This window comes from Afipia sp. GAS231 (assembly GCF_900103365.1).
Lineage (GTDB): Bacteria > Pseudomonadota > Alphaproteobacteria > Rhizobiales > Xanthobacteraceae > Bradyrhizobium.
The window spans coordinates 7450276-7469484 of record NZ_LT629703.1; the positions used below are offsets into that span (position 1 = coordinate 7450276).

The following is a 19209-nucleotide window of genomic DNA, read 5'->3' on the forward strand; positions in this document are numbered from 1 at the left end:
AGCATGGCAACCAACTCGATCGTCGGCATCAACGGCCTCAACAAGTGGTACGGCGACTTTCATGTCCTGCGCGACATCAACCTCGACGTCGCCAAGGGCGAGCGCATCGTGATCTGCGGGCCGTCCGGCTCCGGCAAGTCGACGCTGATCCGCTGCATCAACGCGCTCGAGGAATTCCAGGAAGGCCGCATCGTCGTCGACGGCACCGAACTCGGGCCGAACCTGAAGCGGGTCGACGAAGTCCGCCGCGACGTCGGCATGGTATTCCAGAGCTTTAACCTGTTTCCGCATCTGACCGTGCTGGAGAACTGCACGCTGGCGCCGATCTGGGTGCGCAACATCCCGAAAAAGGATGCCGAGGCGGCGGCGATGAAATACCTGGAGCGGGTCAAGATCCCGCATCAGGCCAACAAATATCCGGGCCAGATGTCGGGCGGACAGCAACAGCGCGTTGCGATTGCGCGGGCGCTGACGATGAATCCGAAGGTGATGCTGTTCGACGAACCGACGTCGGCGCTCGACCCGGAAATGGTCAAGGAAGTGCTCGACACCATGGTCGATCTCGCCAAGGAGGGCATGACCATGCTGGTGGTCACCCACGAAATGGGATTTGCCCGCGAAGTCGCCAACCGCGTCGTCTTCATGGACGCCGGCCAGATCATCGAGGCGAATACGCCGGAGGAATTCTTCTCCAATCCGCAGCACGCGCGGACGAAGTTGTTCTTAAGCCAGATTCTGCGGCATTGATTTGGATGCATAGGGTGGGTTAGGCGACTTGTCCGCCGTAGCTCGAAGAGCGAAGGCGGAAGCCGTAACCCACCGCGACACCAATCGGGCCGCACGAAGTTGGGGGGTTCCGCTGCGCTAGCTGTGGAATCTCAACAGGTCGTCCGCCGGGAGGCCGAGGCGGCTGATGGGCGGTTTGGCTTGCAGGCTGCCGTGTGGTCGATGCCAGTTGTAGTAATGAAGCCAGATCGGCAGGTCTTTGGCCCGCTGGTCTGAGGTGTCATAGGCGCGAGCATAGGCCCACTCGCGCAGCGACGTCTGGATGAAGCGCTCGGCCTTGCCGTTTGTTTGCGGCCTGTAGGGTCTGGTGAAGATGTGCGTGAGGCCGAGCTTCCTGCACGCTCTGGCGAAGGCCTTGGCACGGTAGCAGGAGCCGTTGTCGGTCATGATGCCGGTGACCTTCATGCCGAGGCTGCGGTAGTAAGTGACGGCCTCCGTGAGGAAGGCGATGGCGCTCTCCTTCTTCTGATCCCGCCGGATCTGGGAGAAGGCCAGGCGCGAGGCATCGTCGATGGCGACGTGGACGAACTCGTGGCCGGCGCCGCGGCTTTCGCCCTTCTGGCGATCATGGGTGATGCGGTGGCCTGGTCTGACGAACCTGCCGAGCTTCTTGATGTCGATATGGATGAGCTCGCCGGGCTGTTCGCGCTCGTAGCGCCGTACCGGCTCGGCCGGCTCCAGATCGCGTATCCGGCTTAATCCCAAGCGGCGAAGGATGCGGCTGACGGTGGCCGGTGACACTCCAACCTCGGCTGCGATTTGCTTGCCGGTGTGGCGCTGCCGGCGCAACGTCTCGACGGCGGCGCGCCTGGCAGGCAGGGTTTGGCTTGGCGATGAATGAGGTCGCGACGAGCGGTCGCGCAACCCATCGACACCTTCTGCGCGGAACCGCTTGACCCACTTGGCGACTGTTTTGGGTGTCGTGTTGAACTGGCAAGCCGCGTCGGCCTGGCTCAGCCCACCCTCGACCACACCTCGCACCATCGCCTCTCGACCTTTGGGCGTCAAAGGCGCATTCTTGTGGACGTTCATCTGGTCTCTCCCTGGAACACTGAAGCTTCGCAACCTCAGCTTCCTCGGTTCAGACCAGATGGACAACCTCCTGAGACACCAAAGCTAACCCACCCTACGACGGCTCGTTCACACTTTCACCAACGGCAATTCGATCTGGCTGCGCTTCTCCAGCCAAGCCGGCACCGGCAGGTTCTTGGAGCGCATGAACGCCGGGTTGAACAGCTTCGACTGATAGCGATTACCGGAGTCGCAGAGAATCGTGACGATGGTCTTGCCGGGGCCGAGCTGCTTGGCGAGGCGGATCGCGCCCGCGATGTTGATGCCGGTCGAGCCGCCCAGGCACAGGCCTTCGTGCTCCAGCAGCTCATAGATGATCGTCACGGCTTCCTCGTCGGAGATCAGGAACGCGTCGTCGACGTTCGCGGTCTCGATGACCGACGTCTTGCGTCCGAGCCCGATGCCTTCGGTGATCGAGTCGCCTGGCGTCGATTTGACCTGACCATGCTTGAACAGCTCGTACATTGCGAAGCCGTGCGGGTCGGCGCAGGCGGTGACGATGTCTTTGTTCTTTTCCTTCAGGTACCGGCTGATGCCGGCGAGCGTGCCGCCGGTGCCGACCGAGCAGATGAAGCCGTCCAACTTGCCGTTGGTCTGCGCCCAGATTTCCGGTCCGGTCGAGTCGTAATGCGCCTTGGGATTGTCGAGGTTGTTCCACTGGTCGGCGAACAACACGCCGTTCGGTTCGGTCTTGCGGAGCTGCTCGGCGAGACGCCTGCCGAGATGCTGATAGTTGTTCGGATTGGCGAAGGGAAGCGCCGGCGCTTCGACGAGCTCGGCGCCGCACAGCCGCAGCATGTCCTTCTTTTCCTGGCTCTGCGTCTCCGGAATCACGATCAGGGTGCGGTAACCGCGGGCGCTGGCGACGACGGCAAGCCCGATGCCGGTATTGCCGGCGGTCGATTCCACCACGAGGCCGCCGGGCTTGAGCTCGCCGCGCTTCTCGGCTTCGAGGATCATCCACTTGCCGGCGCGGTCCTTGACCGACTGGCCCGGATTCATGAATTCGGCCTTGCCGAGAATGGTGCAGCCGGTCAATTCGGATGCATGCTTCAGCTTGATCAGCGGCGTGTTGCCGATCGCCTGGACGACGTCTTTGTTGAAGATCATGTCTATCAATTCGCCGGTTTCATTGCCCAATCGTTGGGCGACCCTAAAGGAGCGCCGCAGGGCATACAAGCCAGCGAAAAGGCAGCGCCGTCAGTTGGATTTCGCGAACACCACCTGACGCACGTCGATATTTCCGGACAGGAATCCGGCCTCGCAATAGGCCAGGTAATATTCCCACAACCGCCGGAAGCGGTCGTCGAAACCCGATGGCACCAGGTTCGGCCAGGCCGCGCGGAAATTGCTTCGCCAGATCGCAAGCGTCTTGGCATAATCTTGCCCGAAAATGCGTTCGCGGATGACGGGAACGCCGAACCTCTCGCCGAGCGATTTCAGGATCTCCGGCGAAGGCAGCATGCCGCCCGGGAAGACGTAACGCTGGATGAAGTCGACGTCGCGGCGGTAGGTCTTGAACAGGCTGTCCTGGATCGTGATGGCCTGAATGCCGGCGAGGCCGCCTGGCAGCAGGCGGTCGCGCAACTGTGAGAAGTAATTCGGCCAAAATTGCTCGCCGACCGCTTCGATCATCTCGATCGATGCAATCCGGTCGTACTGGTCGCGCTCGTCGCGATAGTCCTGCAGCCGGATCTCGACGCGATCGCTCAAGCCCGCCGCCTGGATGCGCGCTTGCGCGAAATCACGCTGCTCCTTGCTGATGGTGAGGCCGACCACCGTGGTGCCGAAGGTTTTCGCCACATACTCGGCAAAGCCACCCCAGCCGCAGCCGATTTCGAGCAGCTTCTGGCCGGGCCGCAGATCGATCGCTTCGGCAAGCCGCCGGTATTTGTTGTTTTGCGCCGCGGTCAGGTCGGACGTGTGGTCCTCGAACAGGGCCGAGGAATAGGTCATGCTGGGGTCGAGCCATGCCGAATAGAAGGCGTTGCCGATATCGTAATGGGCATGGATGTTGCGGCGGGCCTGACGCCGGGTGTTGCGGTTGAGCCAGTGCCGGAAGAACTGGATGGTACGCGTCAGCGGCGTTCCGGCCAGCATGGTCTGCATCCAGGCCTGGTTGACGCAGAACAGATAGAGGAACTGGGTCAGGTCGGGCGTGTCCCATTCGCCGCGCAAATAGGCTTCGGCGATCCCGATGTCGCCGCTGCGCACCAGCCGCGAGGCAAAGCCGTAATCGTAGATTTTCATGGCGGCGGCCGGTCCGGGCGCATGGCCGCCGAGGCGGACCATGCGGCCATCGGCGAGGGTGACGTCGAGGGTGCCGCGTTGCAATTTCGAGCCGAACTGCAACGCCAGCCGGACCAGCCGTGGAAGTTCCGGAAATGCGGCATCCACGGTTTCCGATGTAACCGAACTCGGCTGGGGCGAGGGCGATTGATCGAGCGACATGACACCTAACGCTAGCATGGTCGGCCTGCTCACTGCTTGCCGCCAACGGATAACGCCGGCGAAGTATAATCGTTACTTTTTCCGGTCGGCAAGCCGGTCTTGATGGCGGCGTTCTGACGCGGCACCAGCCGCGCGCCCTTGAGCCAAAGCCGCAGCGCCTCCCAGTGGATCGCCGCCATGATTTTGAAGGTGACCATCGGGAAGGCAACGAATGCGCGCAGCAACTGTGCCGTGTTCAGCCGGCGACGACACCCATTGAAAGTTGCGGCGAGCAGGGGGCCATCGCCGTCGGTCTCCAGGATCCGCAGCTTGACGCGCCGATCCGGCGGCAGAACGCGGAAATGGTAGCGCATCGCCATCTCGATGAAGGGCGAGACGTAGAACAGCTTTTCATGCTGCTGGCGGATGCCGGCTGCGCTGCGCTGATCCGGGGCCACCGGCAGGACGTAAGCGTGGATGTCGCCGAACGTGTTCCGCACCTCGTAGATCATCAGCGCCAGGTCGCCATCGGCGCGATAGCAAAAGTAGACCGAGAGCGGATTGAAGGTGTAGCCGAGCAGGCGGGGATAGCAGAGCAGCAGCACCCGCCCGCCGGTGAGATCGATGCCTTGCTCGGCCGCGCAGCGCTGCGCATGGGCGCGCAACGGCGAGCCGTCGCGTTCGCCGTGGTCGGCCTCGTGGAAACTGTAGAGCGCAGCGCGGTTGACGCCGAACAGCATGGATTGCCGGTCGGCTTCCGCGAGCCGGTCGAGGTCGATCAACAGGCTCATGACGCGGTAGCTGAAGCGATGGCCCATCGGCTTCAGCCGTGCGTGCATGACGTCGCCGACGTACAGCGCCGCCGCGGTGTCCGCGACGTCGTCCGGCGTTCCGGTGCTGCTGGGCTCCCTTCGCATTGCTACTCCGCGGCTTCCGCGAGGTCGGCCGGCAGTTCACGCCACGGCGCGACTGCGCCCAGCGCCTCCGCGACGGCAAGGCCGGATCGTAACCCGTCCTCATGGAATCCGTATCCGGTCCACGCGCCGCAGAACCAGGTGTGACGCCTGCCCTGGATCTCGCCGAGGCGTTTTTGGGCGGCAAACGCTGCGGCATTGTATTGCGGATGTTCGAACATGAATTTGTCGAACGTCAACGCCGGATCTGGCTCGATCGGCGGGTTGAGGCTGACGAACAACGGCTTGTCCGGATCGATGCCCTGCAACGGGTTCATCCAGTAGGTCACGGAGACATCGTTGTCGACCGATCCAGTGCTACCAGAATCTTGGCGCGGCCAGCGCAGGAAATTCCACGACGCCCAGGCGCGCTTGCGCTTCGGCATCAGTCTGCGGTCGCGGTGCAGGTAGACGGTGTTGGGAGAATAGCCGATCGCACCCAGGATCGCACGTTCCCGCATGTCGGCGTCCGCCAGCATCGCGAGTGCCTGATCGCTGTGCGAGGCGACCACGACATGGTCGTAGCTCTCGGCGTGACCGTGGTTGTCATGGACGACGACGCCATGCGACGTTCGCTCGATCGCCGTGACGGCGCAGCCGAGCCTGATCCGGTCGCGGAAATCAGCGGTCAGTTTCTCGACATAGCGCCGGCTGCCGCCCTTCACCGTGCGCCAGACCGGGCGGTCATATTGCAACAGCCGATGGTTGGCGAAGAAGGCGACGAAGTTTTCGGCCGGGAAATCCAGAATCTCGCTCGCCGGCGCCGACCAGATCGCAGCCCCCATCGGCGCCAGATAGTCGGTCAATAGCCGCGGCGCGAAATGGTTGGTGCGGAAGTAGTCGCCGAGCGTGAGCCCGGCGAGCTTGCCGGCGGCGTAATCCCTTGTGCTCTGCTCGTTGAAGGTCAGGACGTCGCGCAGCATCCAGAGATAGGACGGCGACAGCAGGTTCCGGCGTTGCGCGAACAGGCCGCTGAAGGTCTCGAGCCAGTTGTTGCCGCCGCCTTTCCATTCGAACCTGCCGGTATCCGCGGTCACCGCAAAACTCATGCAGCTTTCTATCGTTTCGACGCCGAGATGGGCGAACAGCGCGGTCAGGTCCGGATAGTTCAGTTCGTTGTAGACGATGAAGCCGATGTCGACGGTAAGCTCCGTGCCGTCGTAGTCGATGGTGACGGTGTGGCTGTGCCCGCCGGCGCGCATTTCCCGGTCATAGACCGTGACGGGGTAACGCTTCGAGAGGCTCCAGGCCGCGGCATTGCCGGCGATTCCGGTCCCGATCACCGCGACGCGCATTTAAAACCTCTCATCCAGCCTCGGCCGCCTGAAGCGGACCCCGACATACGGTACGGCCGAGGTCGATCTGGAGTTTCAACGCCGGGCTGTCGCCTCACAGGTGAAATCGCGGGTTCCGAACGCCCTTCCGGTGTTGCCACTGATCCGGATGTGGCGGGGCTGCGGGAGCCGGCCGTCAGGCGCTGAGTTTTGAGGTCACCCAGAAAGCGGCGGTTGCGGAGAGCGCGCCGAGCAGTGTTCCCCACCCGATATCGACCAAGGTGAGCTGCGTCGTCCAGTTCTTCAGCGTTGCCTGATTGGTGAGATCGTAGGTCATGTAGGTGAAGAAGCCGAACAGCGCGCCGCTCAGCGTCGCCTGACCGAGGCTGCCGGATTTCAGCGCCGGAACGACCGCGAAGAACACCAGGCCAACCGGATAGATGCCGTAGAACGCCGCGGCGGCAGGCAGATTGGCGTCGCTGAGCAGGATGTTGCCGAGCGTCGGACGGTACAGGCGGCTCGCCATCGTCCCCAGCCAGACCATGTCGCAGGGCAGGAACACGGCGAGCGTCGACAAATAGGCATAGAGATAGACCATCATGGCGCGCTCGCTGCTGGATCAATCGTCTCAGCGAACGGCGCCGCTGACGATCTTCCTGGAAGATACGTCGCAACGGCTCGCTTGGTTCACGGATTGCTGCGATTCGTGCGACCCACGGCGGTCTGTGGATTCGGCGCATCAGGGCGGAGAAATCCCCATGAAATCTTTGTAAGAATCAGCCTCGTCCGAAGACCGCCTTAATCGGATTAGCGCCTGCAGGACAAGGGGAAGTTGGATTCCGGACAGTCATAATCGACCCCAGTGCGCGGCGAGCGGAAACCGGCGCGGGACTGTCCGCTGCCTGTTCCACCGGGTACAGTGACGGTTCGGTTCCAACGGAAGCATCACCCGTGAATAGCTCGCAGTTCCCACATCCCGGCGTTGCTCGCGCATCGCGACGGGATTCGGCACGCGTCGGGGTGCGGACGTGACCGTCTTCCGGGCTTTCGCCGCTGACCGGATTGCCCGCCTGTCTGGTCCGGCAAGGTCGGGTCCTGTAAGGCTGGCGCGTTCGCTTGCGGTGGTGTGCCTCGTTGCCAGTTCCGCCGGCTGCGTCCTGACCAGCGATCTGCCCGATCCGGCGCTGGAAGTGCCCAATGGCTATAAGGCGGCGCGGCTGGCGACGGCCACGGATGCGCCGCCGACGCTCGACTGGTGGCGCGGCTTTCGTTCGGCTGAACTGACCCAGTTGATGGAGGAGGCGCAGACCGTCAATCTCGACATCGCCGCCGCCACGGCGCGGTTCGTGCAGGCCGATGCACAGGCGCGGATCGCCGGCGCGCCGCTGTTGCCGAGCCTGAACGGCAACGGCCAGGAGACCTATTCGCGCACCTCAGGCTCGAGCGCCAGCGGCCTGACCAATGGCGGCCGCGAGGTCGTCAACTATTCGGCCTCGCTCAGCGCCAGCTACGAGCTCGATTTCTGGGGCAAGAATCGCGACGCCGCCCAGGCCGCGGAAGAGACCGCCGTCGCCAACCGTTTCGACCGCGATGTCGTCGCGCTGACCACGCTGACCACCGTTGCCAACGCCTATTTCCAGGTGCTGACCTCGCAGGACCGGATTCGCACCGCGCAACAAAACATCGCGAGCGCCACGCGCATCCTCGAGGCGATCAAGCAGCGGTTTAAAGCCGGTACGGGCACGGATCTCGATGTTGCCCAGCAGGAGAGCGTCCTCGCCAACCAGCGCGCGTCGGTGCCGCCACTGAAGCAAACGCTCGATCAGAACGTCAATGCGCTGGCGATACTGGTGTCGCGGCCGCCGGAAGCCGTGCGCGTCATCGGCGGGTCGCTCAATCGGATCGCCTCGCCGCGGGTGACGCCGGGTCTGCCGTCGGAATTGCTGACGCAACGTCCCGATATCAGGCGCCAGGAGGCACAGTTGGCTTCCGCGACGGCCAATGTCGGCAACGCTCGCGCGCAGTTCTTTCCGAGCATTCAGTTGACCGGGCAGGGCGGCTATCAGAGCTCGGCGCTGGTGTCGCTGTTCCAGCCGCATGCCGCGTTCTTCAGCCTGGTCGGCGGCCTGACCCAGCCGATCTTCGACGGCGGCAAGATCCTCGGCAATTTCGAATACACCAAAGCCAAGCAGGACGAGTTGTTGCAGACCTATCGCAAGGCTGTGGTGCAGGCGTTTGCCGACACTGACACCGCGTTGTACGCGATCCGCCAGACCACCGAGAAGCTGCGGCTGCAGCGCGAAGTGGTGGCGTCGTCGCGGCGGGCGTTTCAACTGTCCGAACAGCAGTTGCGGGCTGGAACCGCCGACATCGTTACTGTGCTAAACACCCAATTGACGTTATTCCAGGCGGAGGATGCGCTATGGCAGGCCCAATTGGCCCGGCTGCTCGCGATCGTCAGCCTGTATCAGGCGCTCGGCGGCGGCTGGGAGCCGAGGATGGAGAGGCCGGTCGATGCTCTTTAAGCCGGATGAAAAGAACAAGGCGAACACTGTGGACGGGCGCAAGCCCAGCCTGGTCTCGCGGCTGCTCAGGCGCATGGTGTCGCTGACCGTTTTGCTGGTGATCCTCGGTGGTCTCGCTTACATCGGCTGGTACGCATTTCAGCCGAAGGCGGGCGGCGCTAATCGCGGCGGGCCCGGTGCACGCCTCGACCTGCCGGTCCCGGTGTTGGCGGCGATGCCGCGCATCCAGGACGTTCCGGTTTACCTCGACGGCGTCGGCTCGGTCCGCGCGCTGAACAATGTCATCGTGCGCGCGCAGGTCGACGGCAAACTGATCGCGGTGAATTTCACCGAAGGCCAGGACGTCAAAAAGGGCGACGTGCTCGGCGAAATCGATCCCGTCATCTACAAGGCGCAGTACGATCAGGCCGTCGCCAAGAAGGCGCAGGATGAAGCGCTGCTCGCCAACCAGCGTATCGATCTCGCCCGCTACCAGCAGCTTGCCGCGTCCAACGCCGGCTCGAAGCAACAGGCCGATACCCAGCGCGCCGTGGTCGCCCAGCAGGAAGCGCTCGTCAACGCCGACCAGGCGGCGATCGATAACACGCAGGCGACGCTGGGCTATACCAAGATCATTGCGCCGCTGGCCGGGCGCGCCGGCCTGCGCCAGGTCGACCAGGGCAACATCATCCACGCCGCCGATGTGACCGGGCTTGTGATCATCACGCAATTGCAGCCGATCGCGGTGCAGTTCAGCCTGCCGCAGCAGCAGATCGTGCGGGTCAACGCCGCCTCGGCCAAGGGCGTGCTGGCGGTCGACGTGTTCGGCAATGACGGCGTGACGGTCGTCGATACCGGCAAGCTGACGGGCATCGACAACCAGGTCGATCCCACGACAGGCACGCTGAAGCTGAAGGCGGAATTCCCGAACGACAAATTCCAGCTATGGCCGGGTCAGTTCGTCAACGTGCGGCTGAAGGTCGAAACGATCGAGAAAGCCATCGTGGTGCCGACCTCCGCGGTGCAGCGCGGACCCGCCGGCACGTTCAGCTATGTGATCAGCCCCGACAATGTCGCCACCGCCAAGCCGGTGGTGGTGACGCAGCAGAACGAGACCGATGCCGTGATCGCCAGCGGACTTACGACTTCCGACCGCGTGGTGACGACCGGCTTCGCCAACCTGTCCGACGGCGCCAAAGTGCTGATCGGCAAGGACGAGCAGGCGCCGACCGCCGACCTCGCGCCCAAAGCCAAGCGCAGCCGCACGCCCGACGCCAAGGGCGGTCAAAAGGATGGCCAGGCCAAGGACGGTCAAACCAAGGACGGTGCCGCCGGGGACGGACAGAAGAAGGACGGGCAGGGCAAACGCGGCGAGGGCAATCAGAAGGGATCAGCTTCGGGGAACGAACCGTCAGGCGGCGCCGCGAAGTTGCAGCCATGACCGAGACCTCTGTTGCCTGAATATCCGACTTCGCGCGCCTTGAGTACGCAATCGCGTCCTGAGTACGCAACCATGAGCAGCACGCCACCATGAGCGTCTCCGAACCATTCATCCGCCGTCCGATCGCGACCTCGCTGTTGGGGATCGCGCTGTTGATCGGCGGCGCGCTCGGCTATTGGGCGCTGCCGGTGTCGGCGCTGCCGCAGGTCGATTTCCCGACGGTTCAAGTCACGACGCAACTGCCGGGCGCCAGCCCCGACGTGATCGCCTCGCTGATCACCGCACCCTTGGAGCGCCAGCTCGGGCAAATTCCGTCGCTGTCCTCGATGCAGTCGACCAGTTCGTTCGGCGTCAGCCAGATTTCACTGCAGTTCGATCTCAACCGCGACATCGATGGCGCGACCCAGGACGTGCAGGCCGCGATCAACGCCGCCGCCGGCATCCTGCCGAAGACGCTGCCGTATCCGCCGACCTACGCCAAGGTAAACCCGGCCGACGCGCCGGTGCTGACGCTGGCGCTGACCTCGGATACGATTTCGCTGCGCGCGATGAGCGATATCGCCGATACGATTCTGGGCCAGCGGCTCAGCCAGATTTCCGGCGTCGGCCGCGTCGCCATCCTCGGCGGGTTGAAGCCCGCGGTGCGGGTGCAGGCCGATCTGGCGCGGCTCGCCTCCTACGGGATTGCGATGGAAGACCTGCGCAACGCCATTGCGGGGGCCAACGTCTCCGGGCCGAAGGGATCGCTCGACGGCGCGCAGCAGTCCTACACCATCGCGGCCAACGACCAGATCGCGGCGGCCGAAGCCTACAAGCCCATCATCATCGCCTATCGCAACGGCGCGCCCGTCACCATCGGCGACGTCGCCATCATCATCGACGGGCTGGAGAACGACCGTACCGGCGGCTGGTATCAGGGCACACCGGCCGTCATCATCGATATCCAGCGGCAACCCGGCGCCAATGTGATCGACGTCGTCCAGCAAATCCGCGCCGAAATTCCCAAGGTGCAGCGGGCAATCCCGGCCGGCGTCAAACTGACCGTGGTCTCGGACCGCACGGTCACCATTCGCGCCTCCGTTCACGACGTGCAGTTCACGCTGATCCTGAGCGTGGTGCTGGTGACGCTGGTGGTGCTGTTGTTCCTGCGGTCGCTGCGCGCGACCTTGATCGCGGGCGTGGCGCTGCCGCTATCGCTGATCACGAGCTTCGGCATCATGTATTTCTCGGGCTTCAGCCTCGACAACCTGTCGCTGATGGCGCTGACGATCGGCACCGGTTTTGTGGTCGACGACGCCATCGTGATGATCGAGAACATCGTCCGCCATATGGAGGACGGCGAGTCCGTGATGGAAGCCTCGCTGAAGGGCGCCAGCGAAATCGGCTTTACCGTGATCTCGCTGACGGTGTCGCTGATCGCGGTGTTCATTCCGCTATTGTTCATGTCTGGCCTCGTCGGGCGCATGTTCCGCGAATTCGCGCTGACGCTGACGATCGCGGTGGTGACGTCGGCGGTCGTATCGCTCACGCTGACGCCGATGATGTGCTCGCGGCTCTTGAAGCATGCCGGCGAGGAGATGACAGTTCCCGGGCTGGCGGCGGTCAGCCGCTTCATCGACCGCATGGTCGAATTCTACCATCGCACGCTGCTCATGGTGCTGCAGCACCGCACCATGACCTTGGTGGTGACGTTCGCCACCATTGCCTTGACCCTAATCATGTATGTGATGGCGCCGAAGGGCTTCTTGCCGCTGCAGGACACCAGTTCGATTACGGCCGTAACCGAAGCCGGCGCCGACGTTTCCTTTGCCGAGATGCAGAGCCTGCAGACGGAGGCGGCAACCGCGATCCAGGCCGATCCGGACGTCATCGGCGTTGTCTCGGTGATCGGCGCGGGCTCGGTCAATCCGACCACCAATGTGGGACGGCTGGTGATGACGCTGAAGCCGCGTGACCAGCGGCGCGGCGACGTCTCTGCCGTGATCGAGCGGTTGAAGGCGCGTACGGCGCAGATCCCCGGCATGACCATCTATTTCCAGCCGGTGCAGGACGTGCAGATCTCGACCCAGTCGAGCCGCTCGCAATACCAGTACACGCTGACCGCGACCGATGCCGCCGAGGTGACCTTGTGGGCCAGCAAGCTGGTCGCCGAAATGCGCCGCGACCCGATGTTCCGCGACGTGTCTTCGGAGGCGCAGGAGGGCGGCCTGCGCGCAGCCCTCGACATCGACCGCCAGCGCGCCGGCCAGCTCGGTGTCAGCCTTCAGGGTGTCACCGACACGCTCAACGACGCCTTCGCGCAGCGGCAGATTTCAACCATCTACGGCCAGGCCAACCAGTACCGCGTGGTGCTGGAGGCGCTGCCGATGTACCAACGCGATCCGTCGATCCTGTCAAAACTCTATCTGCCGGGAGTGGCGGGCGCGCAGGTGCCGCTGTCGGCGGTGGCGAAACTGACGCGCACCACCGCGCCGCTGGCGATTTCGCATCAGGCGCAGTTTCCGGCGGTGTCGCTCAGCTTCAACCTGGCGCCCGGCGAGGCCCTGGGCGACGCGGTCGAGGCGGTCAAGACCATCGAAACCCGGATCGGCATGCCCGGCAGCATTGCCGGCGTGTTCGGCGGCGATGCCGCCGAATTCTCCAAATCGCTGGCCGGACAGCCATGGCTGATCCTGGCCGCGATCGTCACCATCTACATCGTGCTCGGCGTGCTCTATGAGAGCTACATCCACCCGATCACCATTCTCTCGACGCTGCCGTCGGCGGGCGTCGGCGCCATCCTGGCGCTGATGCTGTTCGGGCAGGATCTTTCCGTGATCGGCCTGATCGGCATCATATTGCTGATGGGTATCGTCAAGAAGAACGCGATCATGATGATCGACTTCGCGCTGGAAGCGGAGCGGCACAAGGGCATGAGGGCCGACGAGGCGATCGTGCAGGCCTGCCTGCTGCGGTTTCGTCCGATCATGATGACGACGCTGGCCGCGCTGTTCGGCGCGTTGCCGCTGGCGGTCGAAAGCGGCACCGGCGCCGAACTAAGGTTCCCGCTCGGCATCTCCATCATCGGCGGCCTGCTGCTGAGCCAGTTGCTGACGCTGTACACGACGCCGGTGATCTATTTGGCGCTCGACCGGCTCAATCGGAAGATCGAGAAGGCGGTGCCTGAGCCGGGACCGACCGGCCCGCCGGTCGCGGGCGCGACCGAGGGGATGCAGTAATGGCGTCGATCTCGGAGCCCTTCATCCGCCGGCCGGTTGGCACCACGCTGCTGGCGATCGGGCTCTTTCTGGTCGGCGTCGTTGCCTATAATTTTCTGCCGGTTTCGGCCGTGCCCAACGTCGATTTTCCCATGATCCGGGTGTCGGCCACGCGGCCCGGCGCCGATCCCTCGATCATGGCCTCAACCGTCGCGGCGCCGCTGGAGCGCAAGCTCGGCACGATCGCCGGCATCGACCAGATTACGTCGACCAGCTCGCTCGGCAACACCAGCATCCAGGTGCAATTCTCTATCGGGCGCAACATCGACCGCGCCGCGCGCGACGTGCAGGCCGCGATCAACGCCTCGCTGGCGGATCTGCCGAGCGACCTGCCGTCGCTGCCGAAATTCCGCAAGGCCAACCCGGCGGCAGCCCCGGTGTTCGTGCTGGCGCTGACCTCGAAGACGCTGACGACCAGCGCGATGTACGACGCGGCCGATACCGTGATCGCGCAACGGATATCGCAGGTGCCAGGCGTCGGCGAAGTCACCGTCAGCGGCGCCGACCAGCCTGCGGTGCGCATCTCGCTCAACCCGGTGGCGCTGGCGAATGCGGGGATCGCGACCGACGACGTTCGCCTCGCCATCATCAACGCCAATCCACTCGGTCCGGTCGGCATCTTCAACGGCAGCCGCCAAAGCGAGACGCTGTCGATCAACAAGCAGATGCGCACCGCGGCCGGATTCCGCGACATCATCGTCAAGAGCTCGGGCGGCAACTTCGTACGGCTGTCGGATGTGGCGGAAGTGGAAGATTCCGTCCGTAACAGCCGCTCGATCGCCTGGTTCAACAAGCAGCCGGCTGTGCTGATCCAGATCACCAAGCAGGGCGACGCCAACGTCATCGAAACCGTCGACCGGGTGAGGGCGCTGATCCCCGAGCTGAAGGAATGGCTGCCCGGCGGCGTCGAGATTTCAACGCTGGTCGATCGCACCGGGACCATCCGCGCCAGCGTGCGGGACATGCAGTGGACGCTGCTGGCGACCGCATTTCTGGTCATGCTGGTGGTCTTCGTGTTCCTGCGCCGGGTGGTGCCGACGATCGCAGCCGGCGTTTCGGTGCCGTTGGCGCTGGCCGGCACCTGCGCCGGTATGTGGCTGGCCGGTTTCTCGATCGACAATCTGTCGCTAATGGCGCTGGCGATCTCGATCGGCTTCGTGGTCGACGACGCCATCGTCATGATCGAGAACATGTATCGCAACCTCGAACACGGCATGGCGCCGTTGGCTGCGGCGCTCGAAGGCGCCAAGCAGATCGGGTTTACCGTGCTGTCGATCAGCCTGTCGCTGATCGCGGCCTTCACGCCGCTGATCTTCATGGACGGGATCGTCGGCCGGCTGTTGCGTGAATTCTCGCTGACGCTGACGTTCGCCATCGTGGTGTCGACCGTGGTGTCGCTGACGATCACGCCGATGATCTGCGCGCATTACATCAAGCAAACGACCCCGGACCGCGCGACCCTGTTCGACCGCATCGTCGAGGGCACGCTGTCGCGGATCGTCTCGTTCTACGAACGGACGCTCCGCGTGGTACTGGGTTTTCCGTTCCTGACCCTGATCGTGTTCTTTGCCACCATCGCGCTGACGGTGGTGCTCTACATCAAGACCCCGAAGGGTTACTTCCCGACCGACGATTCCGGTTTCGTGATCGGGGCGACGCGCGCCTCCGCCGATATCTCGTTCCAGTCGATGCTCGGGCTGCAACAGCAACTGGCCGACATCGTCATGGCGGATCCGGCCGTAGCCGGCGTCGGCTCCTCGCTGGGCGGCGGCGGTGGTCCGGGCGGCGGCGGCTCCAACCGCGGTGTCATGTTCATCAGCCTGAAGGAGCCCGCGGAGCGGGATGGGCTGTCGACGGCGCAGGTGATCGACCGGCTGCGCCGGAATCTCTATCGGGTTGCCGGCATTCGCCTGTTCATGTTTGCGGCCCAGGATATCCGCGCCGGCGGACGGCAGAGCGATTCCGATTATCAATACACGTTGTCGAGCACCGACCTCGACCTGTTGCAGAAATGGGCGCCAATCGTTGCCAAGCGGATGGAGACGGTCGAGGGCATCACCGATGTCTCCAGCGACCGCGATCCCGGCGGGCTGCAGCTCAACCTGGTGATCGACCGCAAGACCGCGTCGAGCCTCGGCGTTCGCGTCCAGGACATCGACAACGCGCTGAACAACGCCTTCTCGCAGCGGCAGATATCGATCGTTTATACCCAGCGCAACCAGTACATGGTGGTGCTGGAGATCGACCCGAAATTCCAGGCTGATCCCTCCAACCTCGAGCGGATCTACGTCGCCGGCGCCAACGACGTGCAGGTGCCGCTGTCGGCTTTGGTGCACTACCAGCGCGGCCTGTCGGCGCTCGCGGTATTTCACTCGCAGTCGTTTCCCTCGACGACGGTGTCGTTCAATCTTCTGCCCGACGTGCCGCTGCAAGTCGCCACCTCGAACATCCAGCGCGCGGTCGACGAATTGCACATGCCCGAGGGTATCCGCGGCAGTTTTGACGGCAATGCCGGCGATTTCAACAAGACCAGCGGGCGGCAGCCGCTGCTGATCCTCGGCGCGCTGGTGGCGATGTATATCGTGCTCGGCGTGCTCTACGAGAGCCTCGCGCATCCGATCACCATCATTTCGACGCTGCCGTCCGCGGGCCTCGGCGCGCTGCTGGCGTTGCAGGTGACCAACACGCCGCTGACGGTGATCGCCTTCATCGGCATCATTCTTCTGATCGGCATCGTCAAGAAGAACGGCATCATGATGGTCGACTTCGCGCTCGATGCCGAGCGCCATCGCGGCCTGTCGTCGGCGGAGGCGATTTTCGAGGCCTGCAGCGTCCGCTTCAGGCCGATCCTGATGACGACGATGGCGGCGGCGTTTGCCGGCATTCCGCTGGTCATCGCCACCGGTCCCGGCACCGAACTGCGCCGGCCGCTCGGCATCACCATCATCGGCGGATTGTTCGTCTCGCAGATCCTGACGCTCTACACCACGCCGGTGATCTACCTGCTGATCGACCGCCTGCGGCAGCGGCGGGCCCGGCCGCGCCCGGTACATGCGCCTGCCGAATAGTTGAATTACTGGCCACGAAGCGTATAGCGGGCGGATGTCAGACAAGTCAGACGCGATCAGCCCGATTCCCGACGAAATTCCCGACTGCCAGCATTGCGGCAAGCCGGAGCCGTTGTGCATCTGTGAGAGCATCGAGCCGATCGAGAACCGGATCCAGCTCCTGATCCTGCAGCATCCGCAAGAGCAGGACAGGGCGCTCGGCACCGCACGGCTGGCCGCGCTGCATTTTCCGGATGCGGTGGTCAAGATCGGCCTGTCCTGGCCGAGCCTGTCGAAAGCGCTGGGGCGCACCGTCCACGATCCCTCGCGCTGGGCGATCCTCTATCTCGGCTCGGCCAAGGTCGCCGACCTCGATACCGACAAGGAGATCGTCGCGATCAACCGCAAGGGCGAACTGGAGGAGCACCAGCGCGCCATCCTCGGGGATATCGAGGGCATCGTGCTGCTCGACGGCACCTGGAGCCAGGCCAAGGCGCTGTGGTGGCGCAATGCCTGGATGTTGAAGTGTCAGCGGGTCATCCTCGGCCCGAAGCGGGCGTCGCGCTACGGCGTGCTGCGCAAGGAGCCGCGCCAAGACGGCCTTTCCACCATCGAGGCCGCTGGCCTGCTGCTGGCGGGGCTCGAGAAGCGGCCCGATATCGCCGAGACGCTCAACGCGAGTTTTGAGCGGATGCTGGCGCGCTATCGGGAAGTGCAGGCCGAAATGCCCGAACTCGCGCCCAAGCCGAAAAAGAAGGACTATCGCGGCTACAAGGGCAGGAAAGGCGTCAGGAAAGGCGCGAAAAAGACTGCAAAACCGCGCGCCAAATAGGGCTGGCCGATATCTGCAGTTCGGGCCGCCGAACGCCAGCCAAGGCCGACTTGTTCGAGAGAATCGGACGACGACGGGTGCGGTATCACCGCGGCGATAGTTCCCGCGATCTCTCACACAATCAGGCTAAGCTATTGATTTAATGGATGGAGGCCACGACCGGAATTGAACCGGTGTACACGGTTTTGCAGACCGTTGCGTAACCACTCCGCCACGTGGCCCCATCGGCGGACTAGCTACAATCTCCCCGGGATTTAAGCAATCCCGGTGTCTCAGCAGGCGGCGTACCAGCCTTCGGGAAACGGAACCAGCGGCCACGGGGCCCGGTTGTCATTAGCGGCGCGCGGCGGCTGATAGCGGGGCAGGGACTGGGCCAAGAAATGATCCTCCGGTTCGGGCGCAATTGCCGTCTGCACGGCATCCAGCAATAGGTCGAATTCAACTTCACTCATCGCGCTCTCCGGGGTTCGAGAGCTCACGATGCCAAAAGGGTTTTGTTTCCAGATTGAACAGATCGCTCGCATTTTAATGAACGCGCGATCGCGGCAGGTTTGGTTACTAAAGAGTTTCCCCGCGTGGACGGTATCCCCGCCAGCGCGGGAGCAATTGTGAGAAAAATCACATTCTTTGAAATTTAATCCGCGTATTGGCCGTGACGGTGCCTGCCTTGTCAAGGCGGACGCGGATCATGGAGACGCGGTCATGAAAGCAAGGTTTGCACGTAGTGCGGCACCGCTCGGCCGCGCCCACCGGGCGTCGACGCTTGGTTTCCTCCTGACGCTGCTGGCGGCGGGATCGGCGTCCGCGCAAGGGACCGGTCAAGGCACGCCCGAGCAACGCAAGGCCTGCACCCCGGACGTCTATCGGCTCTGCGCCGGCGAGATCCCCAATGCCAAGGCAATCACCGCCTGCCTGCGGCGGCAGCGAGCGAGCTTGAGCCCGGCCTGCGCGGCGGTGTTCGAGCAATAAGGTCGGTACATCCCGAATGTCGATCGGTGTGAACGCAGGTCAACAATCTGCTTCGCGATCTGAAATCATCCCTCCCAAAAATGGTCACTCACCCGCAGTTACAAAATGATAGCGTTTCCCGATGTTCGGATGTCGCTTAGACTGGTCTAGCCGGACGAGCCATTGGAAGGTTGGGATGAAGCTTATTTTTTCTGCGTTGATCGTATTGGGACTTTCTTTCGCCACCGGAAGCGCCTTTGCCGCCGACAGCCGCAACGTCTCGGTCATCAACGAGACCGGCTATGCCATCAAGTTTCTGGGCTTCAACGGCCCAGACGACGGCCTCGACGAGTGGGATAACGAGCTCGAGAAAACCCTGAACAACCAGGATACCGCCTACGTCGAATTCGAAGAGGACGACGAGGGTTGTGTCTGGAACATCAAGGTCGACTGGGCGAATTACAACGAGTCAGTGCTGTGGAAGAACGTCAATCTCTGCAAGTTCAACGTGCTGAGACTGCGTTACGACTCCGGGACCAAGACGACGTCGTTCCTGGCTGAGTAGCTTTCGTATTGTGAGTAGAGCGGCGCGGCGACAGCCGCGCCCATCGTACATGCATGCCGCGACGTCAGAATGCCGTTCAGGCAGGACGCCGCCGCGGACGC

General features: G+C 63.6%; 15 protein-coding genes and 1 tRNA gene. 8 read left to right on the forward strand and 8 right to left on the reverse strand.

The annotated features are described in order from the left end of the window. Nucleotides 1-3: 3 nt before the first annotated feature. Nucleotides 4-747: an amino acid ABC transporter ATP-binding protein gene (locus tag BLS26_RS34945; RefSeq protein WP_092517240.1), complete on the forward strand. Its 744-nt coding sequence runs from the start codon at nucleotides 4-6 to the stop codon at nucleotides 745-747. Nucleotides 748-864: 117 nt separating this feature from the next. Here the strand turns inward: BLS26_RS34945 and BLS26_RS34950 are convergent, their stop codons facing one another. The 6 genes from BLS26_RS34950 to BLS26_RS34975 form a co-directional block, all read right to left on the reverse strand. Beyond that, nucleotides 865-1818 carry an IS481 family transposase gene (locus BLS26_RS34950; protein WP_092517242.1) on the reverse strand — a complete coding sequence of 318 codons (954 nt, stop codon included), beginning with the start codon at nucleotides 1816-1818 and terminating at the stop codon, nucleotides 865-867. 108 nt (nucleotides 1819-1926) lie between these two features. Further along, nucleotides 1927-2967, reverse strand: a complete 1041-nt coding sequence (locus BLS26_RS34955) for a cysteine synthase A (RefSeq protein ID WP_092519003.1) — start codon at nucleotides 2965-2967, stop codon at nucleotides 1927-1929. Nucleotides 2968-3057: 90 nt separating this feature from the next. Then, entirely contained in the window at nucleotides 3058-4326 is a 1269-nt protein-coding gene (locus BLS26_RS34960) for a cyclopropane-fatty-acyl-phospholipid synthase family protein (RefSeq protein ID WP_244541792.1), read from the reverse strand. 11 nt (nucleotides 4327-4337) lie between these two features. Further along, a complete protein-coding gene (locus tag BLS26_RS34965; RefSeq protein WP_092517246.1) occupies nucleotides 4338-5204 on the reverse strand; it encodes a DUF1365 domain-containing protein in 867 nt (288 codons plus the stop codon). Between the two features lie 2 nt (nucleotides 5205-5206). Beyond that, complete coding sequence (locus BLS26_RS34970; protein ID WP_092517248.1) at nucleotides 5207-6535, reverse strand: NAD(P)/FAD-dependent oxidoreductase; 1329 nt, start codon at nucleotides 6533-6535, stop codon at nucleotides 5207-5209. Between the two features lie 175 nt (nucleotides 6536-6710). After that, entirely contained in the window at nucleotides 6711-7115 is a 405-nt protein-coding gene (locus BLS26_RS34975; protein ID WP_092517250.1) for a DUF2177 family protein, read from the reverse strand. Nucleotides 7116-7617: 502 nt separating this feature from the next. Between BLS26_RS34975 and BLS26_RS34980 the strand changes: the two genes are divergently transcribed. The 5 genes from BLS26_RS34980 (at nucleotide 7618) to BLS26_RS35000 (ending at nucleotide 17595) form a co-directional block, all read left to right on the forward strand. After that, nucleotides 7618-9039: an efflux transporter outer membrane subunit gene (locus BLS26_RS34980; RefSeq protein ID WP_244542055.1), complete on the forward strand. Its 1422-nt coding sequence runs from the start codon at nucleotides 7618-7620 to the stop codon at nucleotides 9037-9039. Beyond that, nucleotides 9029-10459, forward strand: coding sequence for an efflux RND transporter periplasmic adaptor subunit (locus tag BLS26_RS34985; RefSeq protein WP_092517252.1), 1431 nt, complete (start codon nucleotides 9029-9031; stop codon nucleotides 10457-10459). Before BLS26_RS34980 ends, BLS26_RS34985 begins: the two co-directional genes overlap by 11 nt. Before the next feature lie 89 nt (nucleotides 10460-10548). After that, nucleotides 10549-13677, forward strand: a complete 3129-nt coding sequence (locus tag BLS26_RS34990) for an efflux RND transporter permease subunit (RefSeq protein ID WP_092517254.1) — start codon at nucleotides 10549-10551, stop codon at nucleotides 13675-13677. Continuing rightward, nucleotides 13677-16784, forward strand: coding sequence for an efflux RND transporter permease subunit (locus BLS26_RS34995; protein ID WP_092517256.1), 3108 nt, complete (start codon nucleotides 13677-13679; stop codon nucleotides 16782-16784). The genes BLS26_RS34990 and BLS26_RS34995 overlap by 1 nt, the downstream gene beginning before the upstream one ends. Before the next feature lie 34 nt (nucleotides 16785-16818). Beyond that, nucleotides 16819-17595, forward strand: a complete 777-nt coding sequence (locus tag BLS26_RS35000; protein WP_092517259.1) for a tRNA-uridine aminocarboxypropyltransferase — start codon at nucleotides 16819-16821, stop codon at nucleotides 17593-17595. Nucleotides 17596-17742: 147 nt separating this feature from the next. Here BLS26_RS35000 and BLS26_RS35005 read toward each other — a convergent pair. Continuing rightward, a tRNA-Cys gene (locus BLS26_RS35005) sits at nucleotides 17743-17816 on the reverse strand. A gap of 51 nt (nucleotides 17817-17867) precedes the next feature. After that, the gene (locus tag BLS26_RS35010; RefSeq protein ID WP_092517261.1) at nucleotides 17868-18047 is read right to left on the reverse strand and encodes a hypothetical protein; all 180 of its coding nucleotides are present in this window, start codon (nucleotides 18045-18047) and stop codon (nucleotides 17868-17870) included. Between the two features lie 250 nt (nucleotides 18048-18297). Here BLS26_RS35010 and BLS26_RS35015 point away from each other — a divergent pair, with 250 nt between their 5' ends. Together BLS26_RS35015 and BLS26_RS35020 are read left to right on the forward strand one after the other, a co-directional pair. Continuing rightward, on the forward strand, nucleotides 18298-18564 hold the full coding sequence (locus BLS26_RS35015) for a hypothetical protein (protein ID WP_092519007.1): 267 nt from the start codon (nucleotides 18298-18300) through the stop codon (nucleotides 18562-18564). A gap of 175 nt (nucleotides 18565-18739) precedes the next feature. Further along, a complete protein-coding gene (locus tag BLS26_RS35020; RefSeq protein WP_092517263.1) occupies nucleotides 18740-19108 on the forward strand; it encodes a hypothetical protein in 369 nt (122 codons plus the stop codon). Nucleotides 19109-19209: the final 101 nt, after the last annotated feature.

What these genes read in the sequence shown, in the direction of transcription:
- BLS26_RS34945 (WP_092517240.1), top strand. Translation starts at nt 4, where the DNA reads ATGGCAACCAACTCGATCGTCGGCATCAACGGCCTCAACAAGTGGTAC.
- BLS26_RS34950 (WP_092517242.1), bottom strand. Translation starts at nt 1,818, where the DNA reads ATGAACGTCCACAAGAATGCGCCTTTGACGCCCAAAGGTCGAGAGGCG.
- BLS26_RS34955 (WP_092519003.1), bottom strand. Translation starts at nt 2,967, where the DNA reads ATGATCTTCAACAAAGACGTCGTCCAGGCGATCGGCAACACGCCGCTG.
- BLS26_RS34960 (WP_244541792.1), bottom strand. Translation starts at nt 4,326, where the DNA reads ATGCTAGCGTTAGGTGTCATGTCGCTCGATCAATCGCCCTCGCCCCAG.
- BLS26_RS34965 (WP_092517246.1), bottom strand. Translation starts at nt 5,204, where the DNA reads ATGCGAAGGGAGCCCAGCAGCACCGGAACGCCGGACGACGTCGCGGAC.
- BLS26_RS34970 (WP_092517248.1), bottom strand. Translation starts at nt 6,535, where the DNA reads ATGCGCGTCGCGGTGATCGGGACCGGAATCGCCGGCAATGCCGCGGCC.
- BLS26_RS34975 (WP_092517250.1), bottom strand. Translation starts at nt 7,115, where the DNA reads ATGATGGTCTATCTCTATGCCTATTTGTCGACGCTCGCCGTGTTCCTG.
- BLS26_RS34985 (WP_092517252.1), top strand. Translation starts at nt 9,029, where the DNA reads ATGCTCTTTAAGCCGGATGAAAAGAACAAGGCGAACACTGTGGACGGG.
- BLS26_RS34990 (WP_092517254.1), top strand. Translation starts at nt 10,549, where the DNA reads ATGAGCGTCTCCGAACCATTCATCCGCCGTCCGATCGCGACCTCGCTG.
- BLS26_RS34995 (WP_092517256.1), top strand. Translation starts at nt 13,677, where the DNA reads ATGGCGTCGATCTCGGAGCCCTTCATCCGCCGGCCGGTTGGCACCACG.
- BLS26_RS35000 (WP_092517259.1), top strand. Translation starts at nt 16,819, where the DNA reads ATGTCAGACAAGTCAGACGCGATCAGCCCGATTCCCGACGAAATTCCC.
- BLS26_RS35010 (WP_092517261.1), bottom strand. Translation starts at nt 18,047, where the DNA reads ATGAGTGAAGTTGAATTCGACCTATTGCTGGATGCCGTGCAGACGGCA.
- BLS26_RS35015 (WP_092519007.1), top strand. Translation starts at nt 18,298, where the DNA reads ATGAAAGCAAGGTTTGCACGTAGTGCGGCACCGCTCGGCCGCGCCCAC.
- BLS26_RS35020 (WP_092517263.1), top strand. Translation starts at nt 18,740, where the DNA reads ATGAAGCTTATTTTTTCTGCGTTGATCGTATTGGGACTTTCTTTCGCC.